This is a genomic window from Streptomyces sp. NPDC057854, from assembly GCF_042797055.1.
GTDB lineage: Bacteria > Actinomycetota > Actinomycetes > Streptomycetales > Streptomycetaceae > Streptomyces.
The window spans coordinates 80,510-105,008 of the sequence record NZ_JBHVMF010000015.1; the positions used below are offsets into that span (position 1 = coordinate 80,510).

General features: G+C 76.1%; 17 protein-coding genes and 1 tRNA gene. 6 read left to right on the forward strand and 12 right to left on the reverse strand.

Going from position 1 to position 24,499, the window contains the following annotated elements:
- Positions 1 to 8 precede the first annotated feature (8 nt).
- A complete protein-coding gene (locus ACFVQZ_RS21945; protein ID WP_383625067.1) occupies positions 9 to 1,172 on the reverse strand; it encodes a DUF2786 domain-containing protein in 1,164 nt (387 codons plus the stop codon).
- Positions 1,173 to 1,344: 172 nt separating this feature from the next.
- Here ACFVQZ_RS21945 and ACFVQZ_RS21950 point away from each other — a divergent pair, with 172 nt between their 5' ends.
- Positions 1,345 to 2,160 (forward strand): ABC transporter ATP-binding protein, encoded by an 816-nt coding sequence (locus ACFVQZ_RS21950; RefSeq protein ID WP_383625071.1) that lies wholly within the window; start codon positions 1,345 to 1,347, stop codon positions 2,158 to 2,160.
- Complete coding sequence (locus tag ACFVQZ_RS21955; RefSeq protein WP_383625074.1) at positions 2,154 to 4,169, forward strand: FtsX-like permease family protein; 2,016 nt, start codon at positions 2,154 to 2,156, stop codon at positions 4,167 to 4,169. The genes ACFVQZ_RS21950 and ACFVQZ_RS21955 overlap by 7 nt, the downstream gene beginning before the upstream one ends.
- A gap of 122 nt (positions 4,170 to 4,291) precedes the next feature.
- Here ACFVQZ_RS21955 and ACFVQZ_RS21960 read toward each other — a convergent pair whose 3' ends face one another.
- Positions 4,292 to 5,221 carry an NADP-dependent oxidoreductase gene (locus ACFVQZ_RS21960; RefSeq protein ID WP_383625077.1) on the reverse strand — a complete coding sequence of 310 codons (930 nt, stop codon included), beginning with the start codon at positions 5,219 to 5,221 and terminating at the stop codon, positions 4,292 to 4,294.
- Between the two features lie 242 nt (positions 5,222 to 5,463).
- On the opposite strand from ACFVQZ_RS21960, the gene ACFVQZ_RS21965 reads away from it, so the two are divergent.
- On the forward strand, positions 5,464 to 6,708 hold the full coding sequence (locus ACFVQZ_RS21965; protein WP_030495840.1) for a LuxR C-terminal-related transcriptional regulator: 1,245 nt from the start codon (positions 5,464 to 5,466) through the stop codon (positions 6,706 to 6,708).
- A gap of 64 nt (positions 6,709 to 6,772) precedes the next feature.
- A complete protein-coding gene (locus ACFVQZ_RS21970; RefSeq protein ID WP_383625081.1) occupies positions 6,773 to 8,470 on the forward strand; it encodes a bifunctional 3'-5' exonuclease/DNA polymerase in 1,698 nt (565 codons plus the stop codon).
- 55 nt (positions 8,471 to 8,525) lie between these two features.
- On the opposite strand, the gene ACFVQZ_RS21975 is transcribed toward ACFVQZ_RS21970, so the two are convergent.
- Positions 8,526 to 9,839 (reverse strand): hypothetical protein, encoded by a 1,314-nt coding sequence (locus tag ACFVQZ_RS21975; RefSeq protein WP_030495838.1) that lies wholly within the window; start codon positions 9,837 to 9,839, stop codon positions 8,526 to 8,528.
- A gap of 159 nt (positions 9,840 to 9,998) precedes the next feature.
- Positions 9,999 to 10,508 carry a SigE family RNA polymerase sigma factor gene (locus ACFVQZ_RS21980; RefSeq protein ID WP_030495837.1) on the reverse strand — a complete coding sequence of 170 codons (510 nt, stop codon included), beginning with the start codon at positions 10,506 to 10,508 and terminating at the stop codon, positions 9,999 to 10,001.
- 166 nt (positions 10,509 to 10,674) lie between these two features.
- Here ACFVQZ_RS21980 and ACFVQZ_RS21985 point away from each other — a divergent pair, with 166 nt between their 5' ends.
- Positions 10,675 to 11,064 carry a DUF6479 family protein gene (locus ACFVQZ_RS21985; RefSeq protein ID WP_030495836.1) on the forward strand — a complete coding sequence of 130 codons (390 nt, stop codon included), beginning with the start codon at positions 10,675 to 10,677 and terminating at the stop codon, positions 11,062 to 11,064.
- Positions 11,065 to 11,116: 52 nt separating this feature from the next.
- The gene (locus tag ACFVQZ_RS21990) at positions 11,117 to 11,854 is read left to right on the forward strand and encodes a sigma factor-like helix-turn-helix DNA-binding protein (RefSeq protein ID WP_383625086.1); all 738 of its coding nucleotides are present in this window, start codon (positions 11,117 to 11,119) and stop codon (positions 11,852 to 11,854) included.
- Here the strand turns inward: ACFVQZ_RS21990 and ACFVQZ_RS21995 are convergent.
- The 8 genes from ACFVQZ_RS21995 to ACFVQZ_RS22030 all read right to left on the reverse strand — a co-directional run bounded on the left by ACFVQZ_RS21995 (position 11,851) and on the right by ACFVQZ_RS22030 (position 24,353).
- Positions 11,851 to 12,498: a pyridoxamine 5'-phosphate oxidase family protein gene (locus ACFVQZ_RS21995; RefSeq protein ID WP_383625089.1), complete on the reverse strand. Its 648-nt coding sequence runs from the start codon at positions 12,496 to 12,498 to the stop codon at positions 11,851 to 11,853. The genes ACFVQZ_RS21990 and ACFVQZ_RS21995 overlap by 4 nt on opposite strands.
- Before the next feature lie 129 nt (positions 12,499 to 12,627).
- Positions 12,628 to 12,701, reverse strand: a tRNA-Thr gene (locus ACFVQZ_RS22000).
- Between the two features lie 96 nt (positions 12,702 to 12,797).
- On the reverse strand, positions 12,798 to 14,360 hold the full coding sequence (locus ACFVQZ_RS22005; RefSeq protein ID WP_030495833.1) for an alpha/beta hydrolase: 1,563 nt from the start codon (positions 14,358 to 14,360) through the stop codon (positions 12,798 to 12,800).
- A 61-nt stretch (positions 14,361 to 14,421) separates the two neighbouring features.
- On the reverse strand, positions 14,422 to 15,621 hold the full coding sequence (locus ACFVQZ_RS22010; RefSeq protein WP_383625094.1) for a DNA polymerase III subunit delta': 1,200 nt from the start codon (positions 15,619 to 15,621) through the stop codon (positions 14,422 to 14,424).
- 155 nt (positions 15,622 to 15,776) lie between these two features.
- A complete protein-coding gene (gene tmk, locus ACFVQZ_RS22015) occupies positions 15,777 to 19,181 on the reverse strand; it encodes a dTMP kinase (RefSeq protein ID WP_383625097.1) in 3,405 nt (1,134 codons plus the stop codon).
- Between the two features lie 180 nt (positions 19,182 to 19,361).
- Positions 19,362 to 22,193, reverse strand: coding sequence for a type I DNA topoisomerase (gene topA, locus ACFVQZ_RS22020; RefSeq protein WP_383625100.1), 2,832 nt, complete (start codon positions 22,191 to 22,193; stop codon positions 19,362 to 19,364).
- 249 nt (positions 22,194 to 22,442) lie between these two features.
- A complete protein-coding gene (locus ACFVQZ_RS22025; RefSeq protein ID WP_030495829.1) occupies positions 22,443 to 22,640 on the reverse strand; it encodes a hypothetical protein in 198 nt (65 codons plus the stop codon).
- Between the two features lie 150 nt (positions 22,641 to 22,790).
- Positions 22,791 to 24,353 carry a methyltransferase gene (locus ACFVQZ_RS22030; protein WP_383625103.1) on the reverse strand — a complete coding sequence of 521 codons (1,563 nt, stop codon included), beginning with the start codon at positions 24,351 to 24,353 and terminating at the stop codon, positions 22,791 to 22,793.
- Between the last annotated feature and the right edge of the window lie 146 nt (positions 24,354 to 24,499).

Below are 24,499 nucleotides of genomic sequence, written 5' to 3' on the forward strand. Positions count from 1 at the left end.
CCGCCGCGTCAGTCCCGGGTGCGGTGCTGTCCTCGGTCCAGGCGGGTCCGCTCCGGGGTGAGGGTGGCGGACTCGGCGGCGGTGGCGCCGTGGTTCCAGCCGGCCTCGTCCCACATCGCGCGGACCCGGGTGGTCCGCGTCTCGGGGAACAGCTCGTCCGTGCGGGCGGTGACCGCGACCTCGCGGGAGGCGAGGACCGGCAGCAGCGTCGGGGCCTCGGCGGCGACCCGCCGGGAGGTCGCCTCCAGCCGGGCGCCGAGCCGGTTCGCGTACGCGAGGAGGAAGGACTGCCGGAACGACTTGGTGCGCTTGCGCCCGCCCTTCCGCTGCTCGGCCTCCGCGCGGGTCATCGCCGCCGTGCCCTGCACGAGGAGCGAGGTGTAGAGCAGTTCGACCGGGTCGAGGTCGGCCTCGAAGCCGACGACCGTCGAGAAGCCGTACGCCTCGTTCCACACCGCCCGGCAGTGGTTCGCGGTCGCCACCGCGTCCAGCAGGATCGCCTTCGCCTGCTCGTACGGGGGCTCCACCCCGATCCGGATCGCGCCGGGCGTCTGCGGCGACGGGGCGCCCGCCGCGAGCCCCGCCTCGTCGAGGCTGTGCCGGGCCATCAGCTCCTGCGCCTTCGCGGTCAGCGCCTCCGCCTCCTCCGGGTAGCCGGTGGCCTCGGCCTTGGCGAGCAGCGCGCGGATCCGGGTGAGCATCCGCGGCTCCCCGACGGCCGCCGGCGGCAGCGCCTCCCCCGGTACGGGCCCCACCGCGTCGAGCCGGGGCAGCCGGACGAGCAGCCGGTACAGCTCCAGGACAGCCGTCGCGTACGAGAAGCGGTCGGCGGGCACGGGCCCGGCGGCGTCCGCGTCCAGCGCGTCGAGCTGCTCTCGCCAGCGCCGCGGCAGGGTCGCGTACCGGGCCGTCTCGGCGCGCACCAGGCCGCCGAGCAGCCGCAGGTGCTCCTCGGCCAGCTCGCGGCGGACCGTGCGGGCGAGGTCGGCGGGCTGCCAGCCGCGCTCCCACAGGGTGCGGACGAACTCCTCGCCGCGCCGTGCCAGCCCGGCGTCGGCGCCCGGGTCGGCGGCGAGCAGGGACGCGGCCGTGTCGAGGGAGCGGTCGTCGCGGGCGTGCAGCGACTCCCGCAGCGCCCGTTCGACCGTGGACTCCCGTGCCTCGTCCCGCATGCCTGCCACCCCTGTCCTCTCCGCGCCGCCGCCGACGCGTCCGCTTCCGGTCGTGTTCCTCAGTTCCTCCGCCGATGGTCTCAGGCAGCCCCCGGGGGTAGGTCTGGCCCTACCCCCGGGACGCCCGGTGGACGGCGTGACCGGAGGGGTGCCGGAACGGTTCGCTGGAGCCATGACCAGCACCCTTCCTCCTTCCGCCCCCGCCGCCGCCGTACGGCTCCGGGGGCTCGTCCGGCGGCACGGGGACGTCCGGGCCCTCGACGGCGTCGACCTCGACGTCGCCGCCGGGACCTTCACCGCCGTCATGGGCCCGTCCGGCTCCGGGAAGTCCACCCTGCTGCGCTGCGCCGCCGGGCTCGACCGCCCGGACGAGGGGCGCGTCGAGGTCGCCGGCACGGCCCTGGACGGGCTGAGCGAGCGGCGGCTCACGCTGCTGCGGCGGGACCGGATCGGCTTCGTCTTCCAGTCCTTCAACCTGCTGCCGACGCTGACGGCCGCGCAGAACGTGGCCCTCCCGCTCCGGCTCGCCGGCCGCCGCCCGGCGCGCGGCGAGGTCCGGGCGGCGCTCGCCCGGGTCGGCCTCGCGGGCCGCGAACGGCACCGCCCCGCGGAGCTGTCCGGCGGCCAGTGCCAGCGGGTCGCCATCGCGCGGGCGCTGATCTCCCGGCCCGCCGTCCTCTTCGGCGACGAGCCGACCGGCGCGCTCGACTCCACGACCGGCGCGGAGGTGATGGACATGCTCCGGTCGCTGGTGGACGAGGAGGCCCGGACGCTCGTCATGGTGACGCACGACCCGCTCGCCGCGGCCCGCGCGGACCGCGTCGTCTTCCTCGTCGACGGCCGCCTCGCGGGCGAACTCGCCGCCCCGACGGCGGACGAGGTGGCGGCGACCCTGGCGACCCTGCGGCCGGCGGCCGCGGGCGCCGGGGCGGGCACGGGCGCGGGCGCGCGCGTGGGCGCCGGGACCGCTGGGGGGTCGGCATGCTGAGCGTCGTCGTGGGCGGGCTGCGGGCGCGGTGGGCGTCCTTCCTGGGCGGGTTCCTCGCGCTGGCGCTCGGCGTCGGGCTGCTCACGGCGACCGGGCTCGGCCTCGCCGCCGCGCTGGACCCGCCGGCGCGCGCCCCCGAGCGGTTCGCCTCCTCCCCCGTCGTCGTCCTCGGCCAGGACCGGCTCACCGTGGAGGTCCGGCGCGGCCCCGGAACCGCCCTCGTCTCCCGGCCGCTCGACCGTCCACAGCCTGTGGACACGACCCTGCTGCGCGACCTCCGCGCCCGGTGGACCCTCACCGAAAACCCCGTCGACCGGGCCCCCTCGGGCCGCACCGCCGGCGCCGCCGCCCCCGACGCCGTCGGCCTCGACGCCCCCGCCGACCAGGTCCGGGCCGTCGTCGGCGACCGGGCCCAGGTGCTCACCGGCGCCGACCGCCGCCGCGCCGACCCCGGCCACGAGCGCGACGGGCAGGCGCTCACCGGCCTCTACGCCCTCCTCGGCACCGCCGGCGGCGTCGCCGCCTTCGTCTCCGTCTTCGTCGTCGCCTCCGTCTTCGCCTTCTCCGTGGCGCTGCGCCGCCGCGAGTTCGGGCTGCTCCGCACCGCCGGCGCCACCCCCGGCCAGGTCCGCCGGCTGCTGCTCGCCGAGGCGACGGTGCTGGGCGTCACCGCGTCCGCGACGGGCTGCGCGCTCGGCGCCCTCGCCGCGCCCCCGATGGCGCGGGCCCTGGCCGAACGGGCCCTGGCGCCCGACTGGTTCGTGTCCGCCGTCACCGCCGGCGGCGCCGGATGGCCGTACCACCTGGCCTTCTGGACCGGCCTCTGCGTCGCCCTCGCCGGCGCGACGGCCGCCGCCCACCGCGCCGGACGGACCGGCCCGACCGACGCCCTGCGCGAGGCCGACGTCGACCGGGACGTCCTGCCGCCGGGCCGGGCGCTGCTCGGCGCCGGGCTGCTCCTCGCCGGACTGGGCCTGCTGGTGTGGACGTACGCGACCGAACCGGAGGCGCTGCTCAAGCGGAAGACGTACACGACCCTGCCGATGCTCCTGATCGGCGGCGCGGCGCTGCTCGCCCCGCTCCTCGTCCGGCCCGTGGCCCGGCCGCTGCCGGTGCCGCGCGGCGGGGCCGTCGGACTGCTCGTCCGGCAGAACGGGGCGGCGGCCGTCCGCCGCACCGCCGCCGTCGCCGCGCCCGTCCTGGTGACCGTGGCGCTCGCCGGGACGCTGTTCGGCGCGTCGGAGAGCGTGACGCTGGCCAAGGAAACCGAGGCGCGGGGCCGCGCGGCCGCGGCGGCGACCTCGCTCTTCGTCCGGGACGGGGCCGAGGCGGTCGTGAAGTACCAGGCCCGGGCGGTCACCGACGGCGCGGCCTTCGCGGCCGGCACCCGGCTGCCCGTCGTGGCGGGCGACCCGCGGGACCTCGACGACCGGTCGATCGTCGTCAACGAGGACTTCGAGAAGCGGACCGTCGGCGAGGAGGTGGAGGTGTGGCGGGCCGACGGGAGCGGTCCGGTACGGCTCCGGATCGCGGCCGTCCTCGCGCGCGGCACCGGCGACAACGGGCCGTACGTGACCCGCGCCCAGGCGCCGGGCGCCTCCCCCGTGGCGGAGGCGCCCGCGGCGCCCCCCAACCAGGCGGCCCGCACCGGCCTCCGGATGATCCTCGTCCTGGTCCTCCTCTACACGGTCATCGCGCTCGCGAGCACCCTGCTCATGGCGACGTCCGTGCGCGGCGGCGAACTGGCCTCGCTGCGGCTGGCCGGCGCCACCCGCGCCCAGGCCCTGCGCGCGGTGACCGGCGAGGCGGTGCTCGCGGTCGCCCTCGGCGCGGCGCTCGGGATCGCCGTCACGGCGCTGGTCCTCGGCGCGCTCGGCGCGGGGCTCGCCGCGCTGTCCGCGCCGGTCGCCCTCGCGGTGCCGTGGGCGCAGGCGGGCGCGGCGGCGGGGGTCTGCGCGGTGGTCGCCGTCGCCGCGTCGGTCCTTCCCGCGTGGCGGCTCACCCGCTGAGCCGCCACCCTGGAGAGGGCGGTGGCCGGGGTCGGAGCCGGGCCACCGCCTCCCCGCGTCCCGCTTCACGCCCGGCGAAGGCGCTCCGGGACAGGACCCGGGATCCCCTTCCGGCGAAGGCGCTACGGGACCAGGATCAGCTTGCCCCGGGTGTGGCCGGACTCGCTGAGGTCCTGCGCCCGGGCCGCGTCCTTCAGCGGCAGCGACTCCGCGAACCGCAGCCGCAGCGTCCCCGCGAGGACGCCCTCCGCCTGCGCGGTGAGCCAGGCCCGGACCCGCTCGGGGTCCTGCTCGGGGACGCTGTAGACGATGCCGTACTCCGCCGCGTCCACGGACGCGATCGTCGCGATCCGCCGCTTGTCCGCGACGCCCTCCCCGCCGAGCAGCGCGAGGGCGACCGGCAGCACCCCGTGCCCCGCCGCGTCGAAGACGGCGTCGACGCCCTGCGGCGCGGCGGCGCGGACCCGGTCGGCGAGCCCGTCGCCGTACGTCACCGGGATCGCGCCGAGTCCCCGCAGGTACGCGTGGTTGGGCTCGGACGCCGAGCCGACGACCGTGACGCCCGCGGCGACCGCGAGCTGGACCGCGAGGGTGCCGACGATGCCGGCCGCGCCGTGCAGGAACAGCGTCTCGCCCTCCTGTACGCCGATCTGCTCCAGGACCCGGGCCGCGGTCTCGCCGGCGACGGGCAGGCTCACCGCCGCCTCCCAGGACAGGCCGGCCGGCTTCGGCAGGACGTGTCCGGCGATCGCGTACTGGGCGTAGCCGCCGGTCTTCGACCAGCCGAACACCTCGTCGCCGACGGCGAGTCCGGTGACGCCCTCGCCGAGCGCGTCGACCGTGCCGGCGACCTCGATCCCCGGCACGGCGGGGAACGTCGTCGGGAAGAAGTCCTCCAGGAGCCCCCGGCGCACCTTCCAGTCCATCGGGTTGACGCCGATCGCCACCACCCGCAGCCGCACCTCGCCGGGGCCCGGCACCGGCACCGCGGCGTCCGTCGTGTGCCGCAGCACCTCGGATCCGCCGAACTCCTCGAAGACGACGGCCTCCATCGTCCTCCTCGCCGCCCCCGCCTCCCCGGCCGTCCCCGCAGTCCCCGCAGTCCCCGCAGTCCCCGGCGTTCCCGCAGTCCCCGTCGTCCCCGTGGTCATGTCGCTCTCCTCGTCGGCGCGTTCACTGATCGACAGGGTCAAGCGTGCGCCGGGCGGCGGCTGTTCCCGGCCCTCCCTCCGGCCAGTCCCGCCTGGCCGAAAGTCCAGCCTTGCCCGGCCACTTGACGCCTAGGCTGGCCGGTATGGACCCGCTCACGCTGACCACCGTGTACGAGATCCTCAGCCGGCCGCTCGACGGCGTCCTCGCGCAGCTGTCCGCCGCGCTCGCGCCGGTCGTGCCGCACACCGGCGCCGCCGAACTCGCCACCCAGTGCGCCCACTCGCCGTTCAAGACGACCGGCGAGACGGGCGGCCTGACCACCGCCGAGCTGGCGCCGCTGCTCGCGTCCGGCGTGCCCGGCTCACCCTGGCAGGGGACGGTCCGGCTGGCCGGCCGGCCGCGTACGGTCCTCGCCGTGACCAGCGGCGCCACCGCCCGCCACGCGCTGCTCGTGCTGCTGCGGGAGGACGGCGCCGCAACGGCCGGGCCGGCCGCGACCGCCCTGGCGCAGGCCCTGTGGGACGTGGTGACGAGCCACCTGGACCGGTTCGCGGTCGAGGCGATGCCCGGGGCGCTGGCCCGTTCCCGTACCGCCGCGGACACCCGGGCCCGGGTCACCGCCGAACTGGCCACCTCGCACGCCGCCGCCCTCTCCGGGATGCTGTCGGTGCTCCGCAGCGGCACCCTGGACGACACCGCCGCCCGGGCCGCCGCCACCGAACTCGCCGACGCCGCGCTCCGCGAGGTCCGGGCGGTCCAGCGGCAGGACCGGGCGATCGCCGAGGAACCGGCCGGCGACGCCTTCGCCCGGCTCGCGGACCAGCTGCGGCCGATGCTCCGGCACAGCCCGGTCCGGCTCGAACTCGGCCCGCCCGACGACACCCGCTCGCTCGCCGCCGACGTCGCGCACGGCGCCCGCGCCATCGTCCGCGCGCTGCTCCTGATCGTCCTGGAACAGGACGGCCTGAGCCGCGTCCACGTCGGCTGGCAGCTCACCAAGGACGAGCTGCGCGCGGCCGTCCGCGACGACGGGCCGGGGCTCTTCGGCGCCTGCGAGACGGGCGCGGGGACCGTACGGGACCGGCTGGACGTCCTCGGCGGGCGCCTGGAGATCGAGGCGGTGCCGCACTGGGGCACCACCATGACCGCCGTCCTGCCGCTCGCCGCGCCGGACGCCCCGGCGGGCCCCGCGCACCCGCTGGCGTCGCTGGGCGAGCGGGAGACCGAGGTGTTGCGGCACCTGGCGCTCGGCCACCGCAACCGGCAGATCGCCGGGGAGCTGCACATCAGCGAGTCCACGGTGAAGTTCCACGTGACGAACATCCTCGGCAAGCTCGGCGTCGCCTCCCGCGGCGAGGCCGCCGCCCTCTTCCACGCGGCGGCGTGAGCCTCCCGCGCGGGACGGGCGTCGTGACCGGCGGCTGTCAGTGGCGGGTGCCAGACTCGCTTGCATGAGCGAGAGGTGGGCGCTGGCGCCGGAGCCGGAGGGGGAGGGCGCGGTCCTCGTCCCCCTCGGGCCGGACGGCGCGCCCGCGGGGGAGGCGCGCCGCGAGCCGGAGCTGGTGGCGGCGGTCCGCGCCCGGCCGGAGGTGACGCGCTGGGTGTGGCGGTCGACGGCCGAGGTGTACCCGCGGCTGCTCGCCGCCGGCGTCCGCGTCGAGCGGTGCTACGACGTGGAGGCCGCCGAGCAGCTGCTCCTCGGCCACGAGGGCCGTCTCGGCGAGCCGCGTTCGGCCGCCGCCGCGTGGGCCCGGCTGCGGGACGCGCCGGTGCCGCCGGACCCGCCGCAGCGCACCGCCGAGCCCGGCTCCCAGGACTCCCTGTTCGAACCGGGCCCCGTCGCCCCCGTCCCCTTCGAGGGCCTGCTCGCCGTCTACGCGGAGCAGCAGCGCCGCCACGACCGGGCCGAGCACCCGGGCCGGATGCGCCTGCTCACCGCCGCCGAGTCGGCCGGGATGCTGGTCGCCGCGGAGATGCACCGGGCCGGGCTGCCGTGGCGGGCCGACGTGCACCGGGACGTGCTGCACGAACTGCTGGGCGAGCGGTACGCGGGCGGCGGCGAGCCGCGCCGGCTGGCGGAGCTCGCGGACGAGGTGTCGGCGGCGTTCGGCCGCCGGGTCCGGCCCGACCTGCCCGCCGACGTGGTGAAGGCGTTCGCGCAGGCCGGCATCCGGGTGCGGTCGACCCGCCGCTGGGAGCTGGAGGAGATCGACCACCCGGCGGTGCCGCCGCTCATCGCGTACAAGAAGCTGTACCGGATCTGGACCGCGCACGGCTGGTCCTGGCTGGCGGACTGGGTGCGGGACGGCCGGTTCCGGCCCGAGTACCTGCCGGGCGGCTCGGTCAGCGGGCGCTGGACCACCAACGGCGGCGGGGCGCTCCAGATCCCGAAGGTCATCCGCCGGGCGGTCGTCGCCGACGACGGCTGGCGGCTGGTGGTGGCGGACGCCGACCAGATGGAGCCGCGGGTGCTCGCCGCGATCTCCCGCGACCCGGGCCTGATGGAGGTCGCCGGCCACCCCGACGACCTCTACACCCGGCTGTCCGACCGGGCGTTCTCCGGCGACCGCGACCACGCCAAGATCGCCCTGCTGGGCGCGATCTACGGGCAGACCAGCGGCGACGGCCTGAAGAACCTGGCGGCGCTGCGCCGCCGCTTCCCGCGCGCGGTCGCCTATGTGGACGACGCGGCGAAGGCCGGCGAGGAGGGCCGGCTCGTGCGCACCTGGCTCGGCCGGACCAGCCCGCGGGCCGTCGGCGCGGGCGACGACGGCGAGGCGGGCCTCCCGCAGGAGGGCCCCGCGCAGGCAGCCGAGGAGTACGGGATCATCCCCGGCTACGCCTCCGGCAACGCCCGGGCGCGCGGCAGGTTCACCCGTAACTTCGTGGTCCAGGGCAGCGCCGCCGACTGGGCGCTGCTGATGCTGGCGGCGCTGCGCCGGAGGCTGTCGGCCGCCGGGATGCGGGCCGAGCTGGTCTTCTTCCAGCACGACGAGGTGATCGTGCACTGCCCGGCGGAGGAGGCGGAGGCGGTGACGGAGGCGATCAGGGCGGCCGGCGACGAGGCGGGCCGCATCGCGTTCGGCCCGACCCCGGTCCGCTTCCCGTTCACGACGGCGACGGTGGAGCGGTACGCCGACGCGAAATGACGGGGGCGGTACGCGGCTCCATGAGCCGCCGCGTACCGCCCCCACGTCGCTCCGCCTACTTCGCGGGCAGCTTCGCCCACTTCGGGTCGAGGGCGATCGCCTTCAGCTGCTCCATGGTGAGCGCGGGCTCGGCCCGGGTGGCCGCCTCGTGCTGGGCGCCGCTGTTGAAGGCGCTGACGACGACCCGGAAGCCGTCCTTCCGCATGGTGTCGGCGGTCCACCAGACGACGCCCTCGCCGCCCTTCTCTCCGGGCTGCTGGGTGAGCTTCACCTTGCGCCCGTCGGGAAGGGTGGTGACGTCGCCGGAGCCGAAGAGGTCGTGGGCGACGTCGTCCATGCCGTACTGGACGTTGACCTGGACGAGACTCGTGCCCTTGCCGTCGTCGACGACGACGAAGCCGAACTCGCCCTCGCCGCCCTCGTCCGCGACCGTGAGCCCCTTCGGCAGCAGCGACCGCAGCGTGGCGGGCACGGAGCCGCCGGTGATCTGCGGCGGGGGCGTGCGCACCTGGCCGGGCTTGCCCGCCGCCGTCGGCAGCTTCGGGAGCTGTGCGAGCAGGGGCCGCCAGGCGTCGGTGGTGACGAGCGCCTGAAGCTGGGCGGCGCTGAAGGGCGGGTTCTCGCGGCTGACCGCGGCGCCCTTCTGGGCGGGCGCGTTCCACTCGTTCACGTCGACGAGGAACCCTTCCTTCGTGAGCAGCGTGGCCCGCCAGTTCTTCGTCTCCTCGCGCTTGTCGGGGTACTCGTACCCCTGGAGGACCATCCACCGCGAGCCGTCGGGCAGCCGGCCGGTGTCGCAGTCGTCGTAGGGGACGTACACCTTCTCGGGGCAGGTCACCATCTCGGCGCCCGCCTCCGGGTTGGTTCCGGCGCGGGAGAGGAAGACGCCGAAGGCGGCCTCGCCGTCGCCGTCGTCGTAGGTGCCGCTGATGCCCTGGCCGGTGCCCTCGATGCCCTCGATCCGCCACTCGCCGGCGGGGGTGTGGGCCTTGACGACGTCCGCGATCCGGGCCAGCGGGATCTCGGCCTCGCCCGGCTTCAGCGACTCGGAGGCCGGCTCGCCGCCGGACTCCGGGGACGGCGCCGCGCCGGTCTTCGGGGCCGCGGCGACGGACGCCTTCCCGGAGTCCTGGTCGGGGGTGACGACGGAGCCGGCGTAGACGCCGCCGACGCCGACGGCGGCGAGCGCGAGGGCTCCGCCGGTGACGGCGAGGCGGCGGCGCAGCAGCCTGCGGCGGCCCCGGGCGAGCCCGCCGGCGACCAGCTCGGGCCGGCCGTCGAGCGCGAAGCTCTCGCCGGTGGCGCGCAGGGCCGGACCGAGTTCGTCGGCGAACCCCGCGTCGGGGTCGTGGTGTTCGTGCTGGGACATGACGAGATCACCGTCTCTGCTTCGGAGGTACGGGAAAGGGGTACGGGCGTCCGCGGACGACCCGGGAACGGGGGCGGGGCCGGGCCGGGGACCAGGCGCCCGTGGGGCCGCCTGGTGCCCCGCGCGAGGGGGCGCGCCGCCGCCCGGCGGGCGGGCGGGCTACCGCCCGGCGAACTCGGCGATGCTGCCGCCGAGCCGCTGCCGCAGCTTCCCGAGCGCGCGGGTGGAGCGGGTGCGGACGGCGGCGGAGCTGGTGTGCAGGGCGTCGGCGGTCTCCTCGACGCTGCGGTCCTCCCAGTAGCGGAGCACCACGACCGCCCGGTCCTTCGGGGGCAGTGCGGCGAGCGCGTCGAGGAGGGCGATCCGCAGCAGCGGGTCGGAGCCGTCGTCCGGGGTGTGGTCGGGCAGTTCGCCGAGCGGGCGCTCGGTCGCGGAGCGGCGCCGCTGGTGGCTGAGGAACGTGCGGACGAGGACGGTCTGGGCGTAGGCGGCGGGGTTGCCGATCCGGGACGTCCGGCCCCAGAGGGCGTACATCTTGCCCAGCGTCTCCTGCGTGAGGTCCTCGGCGAGGTGGACGTCCCCGCTGGTCAGCAGGCAGGCCGAGCGGAACAGCTGGCCGGTGCGCGCCGAGGCGAACTCCAGGAACTCGTCCGCGCGGGACGTTCTCATGCCCCTCCTCTCCCTGTCAGTCGTGGTGGGCCGACGGGCCGACGGCCGTCTCCGGACCGCCGGTCGCTCGGTCGTACACCCCATCGACGCGGCGGGGCCGCGGAAATGTTTCACCGAACTGTCCGGGACACGCATCCGATGAAGCGGAATCGGGTAATCCTCTTCTATGAACACTCTCAGCGCAGAGGTCCTGGCCGCTGGGGTCTGGCAGTCAGGTCTGGCACAGGTGCTCGGCGGCCTGATCCTCGTCGCCGTCCTGCTCACGGCGTTCTGGTTCGGATACCGCGTCCGCACCAAGGAGTCGCGTCCACCACAGCCCGAGGAACAACCACACCGCCCGGACACCGGCGCGCTCCCCGGCGAGATGTCGGAGTACCGCCGTCCGGCCGAGATGCCGCATACCGACGGCGCTCACCGGCTGATGCCGTACCAGCTGAAGGACGGCGGCACGTCCGGCACGGAGACCTCCCCCGAGCCACCGAGCGAGGAGAAGCGCAAGTGGGGCGGCATCTCCAGCGGCGGCTTCGGCAGCGGCGGCCCCGGACACGGCGACTGACCCGGCGGCCGGCGTGCGGATCACCGCGCACACCCGGACCAGGCTGCGGGCGATGGCCCGCGGCCTGCTCGGCTCCGCCCCCGAGGCGGACCGGGCGGTCCGGACCACCGAACGGCTCCTCGCCCCGTACGGCCCCGGCCCCCGCGCCCGCCGGGGCCCCGGACCCGTCCCCGACCCGGGCCCGCCGCCGGAGGCGGTCCTCGCCCGGGTCTGCCTCGGCCGGCTGCGGGCCCGCGAGGCCCGCCGCACCGACCCGTGGGACCCCTGGTCCGACGGGCCGCGGGACTCCCCGGGCCTGACACCCGCGGAGCGGCTGGTCCTCGTCCTCCACGACCTCTTCGACGTCCCGTACGAGGACCTCGCCCTCGCCCTGGAACGCGCCCCGGCGGCGGTCCGCCAGATCGGCGCCCGCGCGCGGGCCCGGGCCCGGGGCGCCGAGGAGATGCCCGCACCCGATCCCGTACGCCTCCGGGCCGCCGTCGACGCGGTCCTCGCCGCCGCCCGGGAGGGCGACACGGCGGCCCTGCGCGCCCTGCTCGACCCGGACGCGGTGCTGCGGGCCGACCCCGGGGCGGTACGCGGCGGAGTCCGGCCCGCGCACGGCGCCCCGGCGGTGGCCCGGGTCCTCGCGGCCCGCGCGGCGGTCGCCCGGCCGGTCCTGGTGGACGGCGCGCCGGGCCTGGTCGCCGCGCCGGACGCGGTCTACCGCTTCACGGCCCCGGCCGGCCCGATCACCTCGGTCGACGTCCTGGCCGACCCGCCCCACCTGTCCCGCCTGACGATCTCCTAGTCCGACTCGCCGCCGCCCCCGTCGGCGCGCCGCCCGGCCCGCTCGGCGACGTGCCCGGGGACGGCGGCGGCGAGGTCCGCCGGCAGCGCCGGGTCCGGCACGGGCGTCCCGAAGGTGGTGACCACCGGCAGCACGCCGGCCCACAGCCCCAGCTCCGCGTCCGGGGAGTCGCCGTCGTCCGGCGGCCCGCTCCGCGTCTTCACGGACGCCTCGGTGAGGTCGAGCGCGAGCAGCGAGGTCGCGGCCAGCTCCTTCCGGCTGGGCCGGCGCACGTAGTCCCACTGCCCCGGGCTGCTCTGCTCGGTCAGCGCCCGCAGCCCCCGCAGCTTCTCCTCCGGGTCGGTCACGAGCTCGGGCACGCCGTAGACCATGGCGCACCGGTAGTTCACCCCGTGCTCGAACACGGACCGCGCCAGCACCAGCCCGTCCACGTGCGTCACCGTCACGCACACCGTGGACCCCGGCGCCTGCACCAGGCTCCGGCTGGCCACCGACCCGTGCACGTACAGCCGGTCGCCGTCGACGCCGTACGCGGTGGGCACCACCATCGGCACCCCGTCCACGGTCACCCCGAGGTGGCACAGCCACCCGGCCGCCAGCACCGCGTCCAGGTCCTCCCGCCGGTACGACCCCTTCTCCCGCATCCGCCGCAACCGCGTCCGCTCGGTCACATCCAGCCCGCTCGCACCCACGCCGCCCCCTGTTCCCCGTTCCATCCGATCCCTGAACCACGAAACCCCAGGTCAGAAAGATCTGACCTGGGGTTTCCAGTGAGCCGCCTTCGGGATTCGAACCCGAGACCTACGCATTACGAGTGCGTTGCTCTGGCCAACTGAGCTAAGGCGGCGCGCTGCGCGTCACCATGGTGGGTGCAGCAGCGTCGCCAAGTCTACACAGTTTCCGGGGGTGCTCCGACCAGGGGCGGAGCGGGCCGGGGCGGGGGTCAGGAGCAGCGCTTGCCGGGGGCGGGCGGGGTGCCTTCCAGGAGGTAGGTGTTGACCGCGGTGTCGACGCAGTCGCTGCCCCGGCCGTAGGCGGTGTGGCCGTCGCCCTCGTAGGTGAGGAGGGTGCCGGAGGAGAGCTGGTCCGCGAGGGACTCGGCCCACTTGTAGGGGGTGGCCGGGTCGCGGGTGGTGCCGACGACGAGGATCGGGGCGGCGCCGTCGGCCGTGATGCGGTGCGGGCGGCCGGTGGCCGGGGAGGGCCAGTACGTGCAGTTCAGGGCGGCCCAGGCGAGGCCCGTGCCGAAGACCGGGGACGCCTTGTCGAAGGACGGGACGGCCCGCCGGGCGGCGGCCGGGTCCGGGTAGGCGGGCGGCAGGTCGAGGCAGTTCACGGCGGCGTTGGCGAACATGAGGTTCGCGTACGAGCCGTCCGGCTCCCGCTCGTAGTAGCTGTCGGCGAGCGCCAGCAGCCCCGAGCCCTCGCCGCCGATCGCCCGGGTCAGGGCCTCGCGCAGCTGCGGCCAGGCGCCCTCGTCGTACATCGCGGCGATGACGCCGGTGGTGGCCAGGGACTCGCCGAGCGCCCGCTCCTCCCCGGTGGGGACGGGTTCGGCGTCCGTGGCGCGGAAGAACGCGCGGAGCGCCTTCCCGGCGTCCGCGACCGAGCCGGTGCCGAGCGGGCAGTCGGGCCGGGTGACGCAGTCGGCGGCGAACGCCGTGAACGCGGTCTCGAAGCCGGCCGTCTGGTCCCGGTTGAGGTCGAGCGCCGACAGCGACGGGTCCATGGCCCCGTCGAGGACGAGCCGGCCGACCCGGCCGGGGAACAGCTCGGCGTAGGTGGCGCCGAGGAAGGTGCCGTACGAGGCGCCGACGTAGTGCAGCCGCTCGTCGCCGAGCACCGCGCGCAGGATGTCCATGTCGCGGGCGGTCTCCACCGTGGACACGTGCGGCAGGACCGTGCCGCTGCGCTTCTCGCAGCCCGCCGCGAACCGGCGGAACGAGGCCGCCAGCGCGTCGACCTCCGCCGCGTCGTCCGGCGTCTGGTCGACCTGGGTGTACGCGTCCATCTCGGGGCCCGTCAGACAGTCGACCGGCTCGCTGCGGCCGACCCCGCGCGGGTCGACGGCCACCATGTCGTAGCGGGCGCGCACCGGCTCGGGGTAGCCGATGCCCGCGTACCCCTGGAGGTAGTCGACGGCCGAGCCGCCGGGGCCGCCCGGGTTCACCAGCAGGGAGCCGATCCGCTCCCCCGGGCCGGTCGCCCGCACCCGGGACACGGCCAGCTTCACCGCCGGCCCGTCCGGGCGCGCGTAGTCGAGCGGGGCGCGGAGCGTCGCGCACTGGAACCCCTCGACGCCGCAGTCCCGCCAGGCGAGCTTCTGGGCGTAGTACGGGCGCAGCGCCTCGGGCGACGGCGACGGCGACGACGACGCGGCCGGGCGCCCGGACCCGGAGCCGGGGCCGGGAGCGGCGGCGTCGCTCCCTCCCGTGCAGCCGGAGAGGATCAGCCCGGCGGCGGCGAGCGCCGTGGCGGAGGTGCGGAGGAGACGCCTGGAGTCCATTCCCGGAGCGTATCCGGACGAGTACGGAACGTGTCCAATCGCGGGTGCGGAGCCGGCCGGCTCAGCGGAGCGCCATCGTCATCGCCTCCACCGCGAGCAGCGGCGCCACGTTCCGCTCCAGGGCCTCGCGGCACGCGAGGACGGCCTCCACGCGGCGGAGGGTCCGCTCGGGGGTGGTCTCGCGGGCGATCCGCTCGATCGCGTCCCGCACGTCCTCGTTGGCCAGCGCCGAGCGGGTGCCGAGCTGGAGCGTGAGGACGTCCCGGTAGAAACCGGTGAGGTCGGTGAGCGCGAGGTCCAGGCTGTCGAGCTGGGTGCGGCGGCCCCGGCGCTTCTGCTTGTCCTCCAGCTCCTTCATGATCCCGGCGGTGCCGCGCGGCATCCGGCCGCCCTGCGCGGCGCCGAGCGCCGCCTTCAGCTCCTCGGTCTCCTTGGCGTCGACCTCCTCGGCGACCTCCTTCGCGTCCTCGGCCGCCGCGTCCACCAGCTCCTGCGCGGCCTTGAGGCAGCCGCCGATGTCCGCCACCCGCAGCGGCAGCTTCAGGACGACGGCGCGGCGGGCGCGCGCCCGCTCGTCGGTGGCGAGCCGGCGGGCCCGGTCGATGTGGCCCTGGGTGGCCCGGGCCGCCGCGTGGGCGGCGTCCGGCTCGATGCCGTCCCGCCGGATCAGCACGTCGGCGACGGCCTCGACCGGCGGGGTGCGCAGGGTCAGGTGGCGGCAGCGGGAGCGGATCGTCGGCAGGACGTCCTCGACGGAGGGGGCGCACAGCAGCCAGACCGTGCGCGGGGCGGGCTCCTCGACGGCCTTCAGCACGGCGTTGGCGGACTTCTCGTTGAGCCGCTCGGCGTCGGTGACCAGGATGACCTGCCAGCGGCCGTTGGCCGGCGAGGTGAAGGACTTGCGGACCGTCTCCCGCATGTCGTCGGCGAGGATCTGGGTGCCCACGGCGGCGATCGTGGTCACGTCCGCGTGGGTGCCGACCAGCACCGTGTGGCAGCCGGTGCAGAAGCCGCAGCCCGGCGTCCCGCCGAGCGCCCGGTCGGGGCTCACGCACTGGAGGGCCGCCGCGAACGCCCGCGCGGCGTCGACCCGGCCCGCGCCGGGCGGGCCGGTGAAGAGCCAGGCGTGCGTCATCTTCGACGCCTCGGGGGCGGGCTCGCCCGCGGCCTGGGCGGTGACCAGCGCGTCGGCGTCCCGCGCGGCGGCGGCGAGCTGCTCCTCGACCCGCTCCTGTCCGACCAGGTCGTCCCATACGGCCATGTCTGCCCCTCCTGAAGGTACGCCCTCCATTGTGGGGCAGGGCTCCGACAACGCGGCGACCGCCGGCGCGAGGGGCGCCACCGGGCGGGCGGGCGGCGGGCGCGCCGGCGACGGTCCCTCGCGCGGCGCACCCGCCCCGCCGCCCGTCCCCGTCCTCAGCGCCGCCGGCGCCCGTCCCGCTCGTCGTCCCCGTCGTCGTACCCGCCGAACAGCTCGTCCGCGAGCGTCGGCAGGTCGTCGAGCGGGGTCTCCTCGGCCCAGTCGGAGCGGCGGCGCGGCCGGCCCTGCTCGTCGAGCTGGGGCAGCTCGCGGGTGACGTCGTTCGCGCCCGCGCCGGCCTCCGGCTCGTCCCGGAAGAAGTCCCGCGGCACCCGGTCCACCGGATCGGCCGGCCGCGCGTCCCGCACGGGCGGCAGCACGGCGGTCTCGTCCGCCGCCCGGTCGTCGCGGACCGGCGGCAGCACGGCCGTCTCGTCCGCCGCGCGGTCGTCGCGGATCTGCGGCAGGACCGCGGTCTCGTCGTCCGCCGGACGGGCGCCGGACGGCCGGCGCGGGTCCTCCGGGCGGACGACCGGGGTCGGGACGGTGACCTCGTTCGGCGAGACGGTGGGGGCGTCGCCGCCCGCCGCCGGAGCCGTACCGGAGCCCGTGACGGCACCCGCACCGGAGCCCTCGCCGGCGTCCGTGCCCGCGTCCTTGCCGAGCCGTACGACCGGCGTCTGGACCGTGACCTCGTTCGCCGACTCCTCGGCCGCCGTCCGCTCCCGGGCGGCCCGCTCGGCGGCGGCCTTCTCCTGCGCCGCACGCTCCTGGGCGGCCTTCGCGCGGGCCGCCTTCTCCCGCGCGGTCTGCTCCTGGGCGGCCTTCTCGGCGGCGGCACGGCGCTCCGCCGCCTTCGCGGCCTGTTCGGCGGCCAGCCGCTGCGCCGCGGCGGCCTCCTCCGCGGCCTGGGCGGCGGCGGCCGCGGCGGCGAGCTTGCGGGCCTCCTCGGCGCGGAGCAGCGCCTCCTCGGCCTTCCGCCGCTTCTCCTCGCGCAGCGCCTCGGCCTCCGCCCGGAGCCGGGCCTCCTCCTCGGCCTGCTTGCGGAGCCGTTCCTCCTCCTCGCGGCGGGCCTTCTCCTCGGCCGCGCGGCGGCGGGCCTCCTCCTCGGCGGCGATCCGGGCCTCCTCGGCCTTCCGCCGGGCCTCCTCCGCCTGCCGCTCGGCCTCCAGCCGGCGCGCCTCTTCCTCCTCTCGCCGCTTGCGCTCCTCCTCCTCGGCGCGCAGCTTCGCCAGCTGCTCCTGGCGCTCGCGCTCCAGGCGCTCCTCCTCGGCCTTGCGGGCGGCCTCCTCCTCGGCCTTGCGCCGGGCTTCCTCCTCGGCCTTCCGGCGGGCCTCCTCGGCGGCCTTCACCTCGGCCTCGGAGAGCGGCAGCATCCGGTCGAGCCGGTGGCGTACGACGGTGGTGACGGCCTCGGGCTCCTGGCCGGCGTCGACGACGAGGTAGCGGCTCGGGTCGGCGGCGGCGAGCGCGAGGAAACCGGCCCGCACGCGCGCGTGGAACTCCGGCGGCTCCGACTCCAGCCGGTCCGGCGCCTCGGTGAACCGCTCCCGGGCGGTCTCCGGGGAGACGTCCAGCAGGACGGTCAGGTGGGGTACGAGGCCGCCGGTCGCCCAGCGGGAGATGCGGGCGATCTCGGTCGGCGAGAGGTCGCGGCCCGCGCCCTGGTAGGCGACGGACGAGTCGATGTACCGGTCGGTGATGACGACGGCGCCGCGCTCCAGGGCGGGCCGGACCAGCGAGTCGACGTGCTCGGCGCGGTCGGCGGCGTACAGCAGCGCCTCGGCGCGGTTCGACAGGCCGGCCGAGGAGACGTCGAGCAGGATCGAGCGGAGCCGCTTGCCGATGGGGGTGGCGCCGGGCTCGCGGGTGACGACGACCTCGTGGCCCTTGGCGCGGATCCAGTCGGCGAGCGCCTGGACCTGGGTGGACTTGCCGGCGCCGTCGCCGCCCTCCAGGGCGATGAAGAAGCCGGTGGCGGACGGGGCCTGCGCCGGGTCGGCGCCGCGCAGCGCCTCGCGGAGGTCGCGGCGGAGCGGGACGCCCGCGCGGTCGTCGGTCTTCGCGAGGACAAGCGCGGCGACGGGCAGCAGCAGCGCGCCGACGAGCGCGAGGGTGAAGGCGGCGCCGCCGTGGTCGAAGACGAACTTCCCGGAGCCGGAGACGAAGCGGTGCGGGCCGATCGCGGCGGCGAGCAGCGGCGCGGCGAGCGCGCCGACGGCGATGCCCACGCGCGCGGTGGCCTGGAGGTGCGCGGTGGTGCGCTCGCGGCGCGGCTCCTCGGTCTCCTGGTCGATGAGGGTGTGCCCGGTGTGGGCGGCCACGCCCGCCGCGTATCCGGCGAGGGCGGCGAGGAGCAGCACGGTCGCGGTGTCGGGCACGAGGCCGACGGCGATCAGGGCGACGCCGGTGACGGTGATCGCGAGGGCGAGCATCCGGCGGCGGGAGAGCACCGGCAGCACGGAGCGGGCGGTGCGGATGCCGAGGGCGGTGGCGCCGCTGAGCGCGAGCACCAGCAGGGCGTAGGTGACGGGGCCGCCGCCGAGGTCGAAGGCGTGGAGGGCGGCGACCGAGGCGGCGGCGCCGATGGCGCCGGCGACGGTGGCGCAGGCCAGGACGAGCAGGGGGACGGCTCCGGTGCGGCCCTTGTCGGCGGCGGGGCGGCGCAGCCCCTCCAGCGGCGAGCGGGGGCGCGGGGTCCGGCCGCCGAGCAGGGTGATCGCGGCGAGGACGGCGGCGGAGGCGGCGAACAGGCCGGCGGCGGCGTAGGCGCCGAGGGCGGCCTGGTGGAGCGAGAACCAGTCGATGCCGGAGCCCAGCAGGTTGGAGACGAGGGTGGCGCCGAGCAGTACGGCGGCGGCGGCCGGGACGGCGAGGAAGGCCGTGCGCTGGGTGAGGGTGCGCAGGGCGCCGAGGTGGTCGGGGAGCGGCCGGACGGCGTCGCCCTCGACGGGCGCGGCGGGCAGCAGCGCGGGCGCGGCGCCGTCGCGGCAGACGGCCCACAGGCGCTCGGCGGCGCCGGTGAGGAGGACGGTGCCGAGGAGGAACCACAGGGCGCTGCCGGGGACCCAGTCGATCCACAGCGGGGCGACGACGAGCAGCGCGATCCGCAGCCCGTCGGCGCCGATCATGGTCCACCGCCGGTCGAGGGCGGCGCCGGGCGCGGTCAGCGCGGTGAGCGGGCCGAGCAGGACGGCGCCGAAGAGGACGGTGGCGAGCAGCCGGGTGCCGACGACGGCGGCCACGGCGAAGGCGGCGCCCCGGTAGCCGCCGCCGAGGGCGCCCTCGGTGAAGGCGGTCTGGAGGCCGAGGAGGACCAGGACGAGGAGGGCGAGGGCGTCGCCGACCCCGCCGACGGCCTGGGCGCTCCACAGCCTGCGCAGCGGCTGGTGGCGGACGAGGGCCCGTACGGCGCGCTCCCGGGAGTCCGCGACGAGGGCCGCGTCGGAGACGGGGGCGGCGCCGGGGGCGGGTGCGGCTTCGGAGTCGCCCAGAAGCTCTGGCTGCTCTGCTCGCGTCATCCGTCCACCCTATCCGGACGGCCTCCCCGACCGGGGCCGCGACCGAACAAACGTAGGAGGGGCGGGAGCCCTCGCTCCCGCCCCTCCCGTCGCCTTGTTCCCGCCGGACCTGCCGGACCCGCCGGACCTGCCGGACCCGCCGGACCTGCCGGACCCGCCGGACCTGCCGGACCCGCCGGACTACTCCGGCTTGGCCGCCGCGGTCTTCTTCGCCGCGGTGGTCTTCTTGGCGGCCGTCGTGGTCTTCTTCGCCGCCGTCTTCTTGGCCGTCGTCGTCTTCGCGGCCGTCTTCTTCGCCGCCGTCTTCTTGGCGGCGGTCTTCTTGGCCGGCGCCTTCTTGGCGGTCTTCTTCGCCGGTCCCTTGGCGCGCTTCTCGGCCAGCAGCTCGTAGCCGCGCTCGGGCGTGATCGTCTCGACGCTGTCGCCGGTGCGCAGGGTCGCGTTGGTCTCGCCGTCGGTGACGTACGGGCCGAAGCGGCCGTCCTTGACGACGACGGGACGCTCGCTGACCGGGTCGGTGCCGAGTTCCTTCAGCGGCGGCTTGGCGGCGGCCCGGCCGCGCTGCTTGGGCTGGGCGTAGATCGCCAGCGCCTCGTCAAGCGTGATGGTGAAGAGCTGGTCCTCGCTGGTCAGCGACCGCGAGTCGGTGCCCTTCTTCAGGTACGGGCCGTACCGGCCGTTCTGCGCGGTGATCTCGACGCCCTCGGCGTCGGTGCCGACGACCCGCGGCAGCGACATGAGCTGCAGGGCCTCCTCCAGGGTGACCGTGTCCAGGGACATGGTCTTGAAGAGGGAGGCGGTGCGCGGCTTGACCGCGTTCTTACCGGTCTTCGGGACGTCGTCGGGGAGGACCTCGGTGACGTACGGGCCGTACCGGCCGGCCTTGGCGACGATCTGGTGGCCGGTGACCGGGTCGGTGCCCAGCTCGAAGTCGCCGCTCGGCTTGGCGAGCAGTTCCTCGGCGTACTCGACGGTGAGCTCGTCGGGCGCGAGGTCGTCGGGCACGTCGGCGCGCTGGTGGCCTTCCTGGTCCTTCTCGCCGCGCTCGACGTACGGGCCGTAGCGGCCGACGCGGAGCACGATGTCGTTGCCGACGGGGAAGGAGGAGATCTCGCGGGCGTCGATGGCGCCGAGGTCGGTGACGAGTTCCTTGAGGCCGCCGAGGTGGTCGCCGTCGCCGTTGCCGGCGTCGGCGGCGCCGCCGGCCGCCCCCTCGCCCTCGCCGAAGTAGAAGCGCTTCAGCCACGGCACGGACTGGGCCTCGCCGCGGGCGATGCGGTCGAGGTCGTCCTCCATCTTCGCGGTGAAGTCGTAGTCGACGAGCCGGCCGAAGTGCTTCTCCAGCAGGTTGACGACGGCGAAGGAGAGGAAGGACGGCACGAGGGCCGTGCCCTTCTTGAAGACGTAGCCGCGGTCGAGGATGGTGCCGATGATCGAGGCGTACGTCGACGGGCGGCCGATCTCGCGCTCTTCCAGCTCCTTGACCAGGGTGGCCTCGGTGTAGCGGGCGGGCGGCTTGGTGGCGTGGCCGTCGGCGGTGATCTCCTCGGCGGCGAGCGCGTCGCCCTCGGCGACCTGCGGGAGGCGCCGCTCGCGGTCGTCGAGCTCCGCGTTCGGGTCGTCGGCGCCCTCGACGTAGGCCTTCATGAAGCCGTGGAAGGTGATCGTCTTGCCGGAGGCCGAGAACTCGGCGTCGCGGCCGTCGGCGGAGGTGCCGCCGATCTTGACGGTGACCGAGTTGCCGGTCGCGTCCTTCATCTGGGAGGCGACGGTCCGCTTCCAGATCAGCTCGTACAGCTTGAACTGGTCGCCGGTGAGACCGGTCTCGGCCGGGGTGCGGAAACGATCACCCGAAGGCCGGATCGCCTCGTGCGCCTCCTGCGCGTTCTTGACCTTGCCCGCGTAGACGCGCGGCTTCTCCGGCAGGTAGTCGGCGCCGTACAGCTGCGTCACCTGGGTGCGGGCGGCGGCGACGGCCGTGTCGGAGAGCACGGTGGAGTCCGTACGCATGTAGGTGATGAAGCCGTTCTCGTACAGCTTCTGCGCCACCTGCATGGTCGCCTTCGCGCCGAAGCCGAGCTTGCGGCTGGCCTCCTGCTGGAGGGTGGTGGTGCGGAAGGGCGCGTACGGGGAGCGGCGGTACGGCTTCGACTCGACCGAGCGGACGGTGAAGCGGGTGTCGGCGAGGGAGGCGGCGAGCGCGCGGGCCCGCTCCTCGTCGAGGTGGAGCACGGTCTCGCTCTTCAGCCGCCCGTCGGCGCCGAAGTCGCGGCCCTGCGCGACGCGCTTGCCGTCGACGGCGGCGAGGCGGGCGGTGAGCGACGAGGGGTCGCTGGGGTCGCCGGCCCGGCCGGTGGAGAAGGTGCCGGTGAGGTCCCAGTACTCGGCGGAGCGGAAGGCGATGCGCTCGCGCTCGCGCTCGACGACGAGCCGGGTGGCGACGGACTGCACGCGGCCGGCGGAGAGGCCGCGCATGACCTTCTTCCACAGGACCGGGGAGACCTCGTAGCCGTAGAGGCGGTCGAGGATGCGGCGGGTCTCCTGGGCGTCGACCATCCGCTTGTTCAGCTCGCGGGGGTTGGCGACGGCGGCCTGGATCGCGTCCTTGGTGATCTCGTGGAAGACCATCCGGTGGACGGGCACCTTGGGCTTGAGGACTTCCTGGAGGTGCCACGCGATGGCCTCGCCCTCGCGGTCCTCATCGGTGGCGAGGAAGAGCTCGTCGGACTCGGCGAGCAGGTCCTTGAGCTTCTTGACCTGCGCCTTCTTGTCCGCGTTGACGACATAGATCGGCTGGAAGTCGTGCTCGACGTCCACGCCGAGGCGGCGCACCTCGCCGGTGTACTTCTCCGGCACCTCGGCGGCGCCGCTGGGGAGGTCACGGATGTGCCCGACGCTCGCCTCGACGACATAGCCGGGGCCGAGGTAGCCCTTGATCGTCTTCGCCTTGGCAGGCGACTCGACGATGACGAGTCGGCGGCCGCCGTGTGCGGTCTCGCTGGTCGGGGACAACTTCGCTCTTCTCTCCGGTCGACGCGGTCTGCGCTGGCACGCACGTCAGCGGCACCCACGGTGACGCTGGCGTCGCTGCGGAGTGTGACGGTACAACCCGCCCCCGTGTCAAACAGGGAAAGCCCGCAACGGCCACTCGAACGGTAACCCGACTCCTGCCCTTCCTGCCGCCCGGACTGCCGGACCGGCGGGGCGGTTCCCTGTGGGGCGGGTCTCAGGGCGGCGCCCGGAGCGTGTCCCGGGACGCGCTCAGAGGCGGCCGAAGCACCAGAGGCCGAGGCCGAGGAAGAGGGCGCCGGAGAGGCCCGCGAGGGCGGCGGCGGCCCGGGGCGCGACGCCGAGCGCGACCGGCTCGCCCTGCCGGACCCGGACGGACGTCCACAGCAGCAGAGCGCCTCCGAACAGCGTGAACGCCGTCCCCGCGAAGATCGCCGGCCCGCTCTCCATGCCCGTACCCGCTTCCCGTCCCGGCGCCGTCCCGCGCGTGGTGTGTCTCCCGAGGGGAGGCTGGCACCCTCCGGCGTCAGCGACGCGAATTCCGGGTGAACGACGCGGGCCGGGCCGTCCGGTTTCACGAGGATGGCCGGTAGTGTCCGACTACTCCGGAGCGCCCGTCTGCTCCGGAAGCAGTGATTCCGGCGTGAGGAACCCCTCTTCGACGAGGAGGCGGATGGACTGCGGGGTCCGGTCCCGCAGCAGCACCGGGTCCTCGCCCATGAGCTGGGCGATCGCGTCGAGGATCCGGCCGGCGCTGAGGGTGCCGTCGCAGACGCCCGCGAACCCGGCGCCCACGTGGTCGACCCGGGTGGCCCGGCGCATGCCCCGGTTCTGCCGGAGGACGACGTGCTCGGGGTCCTCCGCGCCGGGCAGCCCGACCTGCTCCTGGACCACCTCGGGGGCGAGCGTGAAGCGGTCCGCGAGCAGGGCGGCGTCGTCGTGCGTCCGCAGGTACTCCTGGCGCTCGAAGTGGGCGCGGACGGCCGGGCCGAGCGGCTGCTCCACCGGGTGCGGCCACTCCTCGATCACGATCGACGGCTCGGCCTTCCCGGCGGCCACCGCCGGATCGCGCCGCAGAATGATCCAGCCGAAGCCGATCGACCGGGTGCCGCTCGCCTCGAAGGCGTCCATCCAGCGCTCGTACGCCGCCCGGTACGCCTCCGGGTCGCCCCGGTGGTCGCCGCTGTCGCGCAGCCACAGCTCGGTGTACTGGGTGACGTCCTGCACCTCGCGCTGGACGATCCAGGCGTCGCAGCCGCGCGGGACCCAGGAGCGGAGCCGGTCCTGCCACTCCTCGCCGTCCACGTGCTGCCAGTTGGCGAGGAACTGGGCGTACCCGCCGTCGTTCAGCCGCTCCCCGGCCTGCTGGACGAGGGTGCGGCACAGGTCGTCGCCGCTCATCCCGCCGTCCCGGTAGGTGAGGCCGGAGCCGGGGGAGATCACGAACGGCGGGTTGGAGACGATCAGGTCGTACGTGTCGCCCTCCACCGGCTCGTACAGCGAGCCCTCCAGCAGCTCGGCCTCCCGCGCCCCGGACAGGGCGAGCGTCAGCCGGGTGAAGCCCAGCGCCCGCGGGTTGAGGTCGGTGGCGGTGACCAGGGTGCTGTGCTGGGCGGCGTGCAGGGCCTGGATGCCGGAGCCGGTGCCGAGGTCGAGCGCGGCGGCGACCGGGGTGCGGACGGTGATGCCGGCGAGCGTGGTGGAGGCGCCGCCCACGCCGAGCACGACCCCCTTCTCCTTGGAACCGATGCCGCCGGCGCCGCCGACGGCGCAGCCCAGGTCGGAGACGATGAACCAGTCCTCGCCGTCCGGGCCGCCGTACGGCCGCACGTCGACGGTCGCGCGCACGGCGCCGTCCTCCTCGACCACCCAGCCGTCGGCCAGGGCCTCGGCCAGCGGCAGCGCGGCGGCGGCCCGCGCGGTCTCGACGGGCCGCTGCAGCAGGAAGAGCCGGACGAGGGCCTCCAGCGGGGAGTCGCCGCGGGTGGCCCGGAGGGCGGGCACGGTCTCGCTGCGCGCGAGCGCCGCGTAGGCGGGGGCGCCGAGCAGGTCGAGCAGCCCGTCGGCGGTGAAGTCCGCGGCGAGCAGGGCCTCCCGCAGTCGGTCGGCGTGCGCGGGCACCGGAAGGCTGGTGGTCAGACTGGTCGTACTCACGCCCCCCATTGTGACCCCCGCCGTGCTCCCGGTCCCGGCAGCACGACGGCCGGCACCGGGAAGACCGGGCCGGCCGTGGGGACGCCCGGTCGTCGGCGGCGCGGAGGACGGGGCCGGCCCTGGGCGTGGCCAGCGCCCGAGGACCGGGCCGACCG

Bases quoted from the DNA above. Each gene is read 5' to 3' on its own strand.
- ACFVQZ_RS21945 (WP_383625067.1), bottom strand. From the start codon at position 1,172: ATGCGGGACGAGGCACGGGAGTCCACGGTCGAACGGGCGCTGCGGGAG.
- ACFVQZ_RS21950 (WP_383625071.1), top strand. From the start codon at position 1,345: ATGACCAGCACCCTTCCTCCTTCCGCCCCCGCCGCCGCCGTACGGCTC.
- ACFVQZ_RS21955 (WP_383625074.1), top strand. From the start codon at position 2,154: ATGCTGAGCGTCGTCGTGGGCGGGCTGCGGGCGCGGTGGGCGTCCTTC.
- ACFVQZ_RS21960 (WP_383625077.1), bottom strand. From the start codon at position 5,221: ATGGAGGCCGTCGTCTTCGAGGAGTTCGGCGGATCCGAGGTGCTGCGG.
- ACFVQZ_RS21965 (WP_030495840.1), top strand. From the start codon at position 5,464: ATGGACCCGCTCACGCTGACCACCGTGTACGAGATCCTCAGCCGGCCG.
- ACFVQZ_RS21970 (WP_383625081.1), top strand. From the start codon at position 6,773: ATGAGCGAGAGGTGGGCGCTGGCGCCGGAGCCGGAGGGGGAGGGCGCG.
- ACFVQZ_RS21975 (WP_030495838.1), bottom strand. From the start codon at position 9,839: ATGTCCCAGCACGAACACCACGACCCCGACGCGGGGTTCGCCGACGAA.
- ACFVQZ_RS21980 (WP_030495837.1), bottom strand. From the start codon at position 10,508: ATGAGAACGTCCCGCGCGGACGAGTTCCTGGAGTTCGCCTCGGCGCGC.
- ACFVQZ_RS21985 (WP_030495836.1), top strand. From the start codon at position 10,675: ATGAACACTCTCAGCGCAGAGGTCCTGGCCGCTGGGGTCTGGCAGTCA.
- ACFVQZ_RS21990 (WP_383625086.1), top strand. From the start codon at position 11,117: ATGGCCCGCGGCCTGCTCGGCTCCGCCCCCGAGGCGGACCGGGCGGTC.
- ACFVQZ_RS21995 (WP_383625089.1), bottom strand. From the start codon at position 12,498: ATGCGGGAGAAGGGGTCGTACCGGCGGGAGGACCTGGACGCGGTGCTG.
- ACFVQZ_RS22005 (WP_030495833.1), bottom strand. From the start codon at position 14,360: ATGGACTCCAGGCGTCTCCTCCGCACCTCCGCCACGGCGCTCGCCGCC.
- ACFVQZ_RS22010 (WP_383625094.1), bottom strand. From the start codon at position 15,621: ATGGCCGTATGGGACGACCTGGTCGGACAGGAGCGGGTCGAGGAGCAG.
- tmk (WP_383625097.1), bottom strand. From the start codon at position 19,181: ATGACGCGAGCAGAGCAGCCAGAGCTTCTGGGCGACTCCGAAGCCGCA.
- ACFVQZ_RS22025 (WP_030495829.1), bottom strand. From the start codon at position 22,640: ATGGAGAGCGGGCCGGCGATCTTCGCGGGGACGGCGTTCACGCTGTTC.
- ACFVQZ_RS22030 (WP_383625103.1), bottom strand. From the start codon at position 24,353: ATGGGGGGCGTGAGTACGACCAGTCTGACCACCAGCCTTCCGGTGCCC.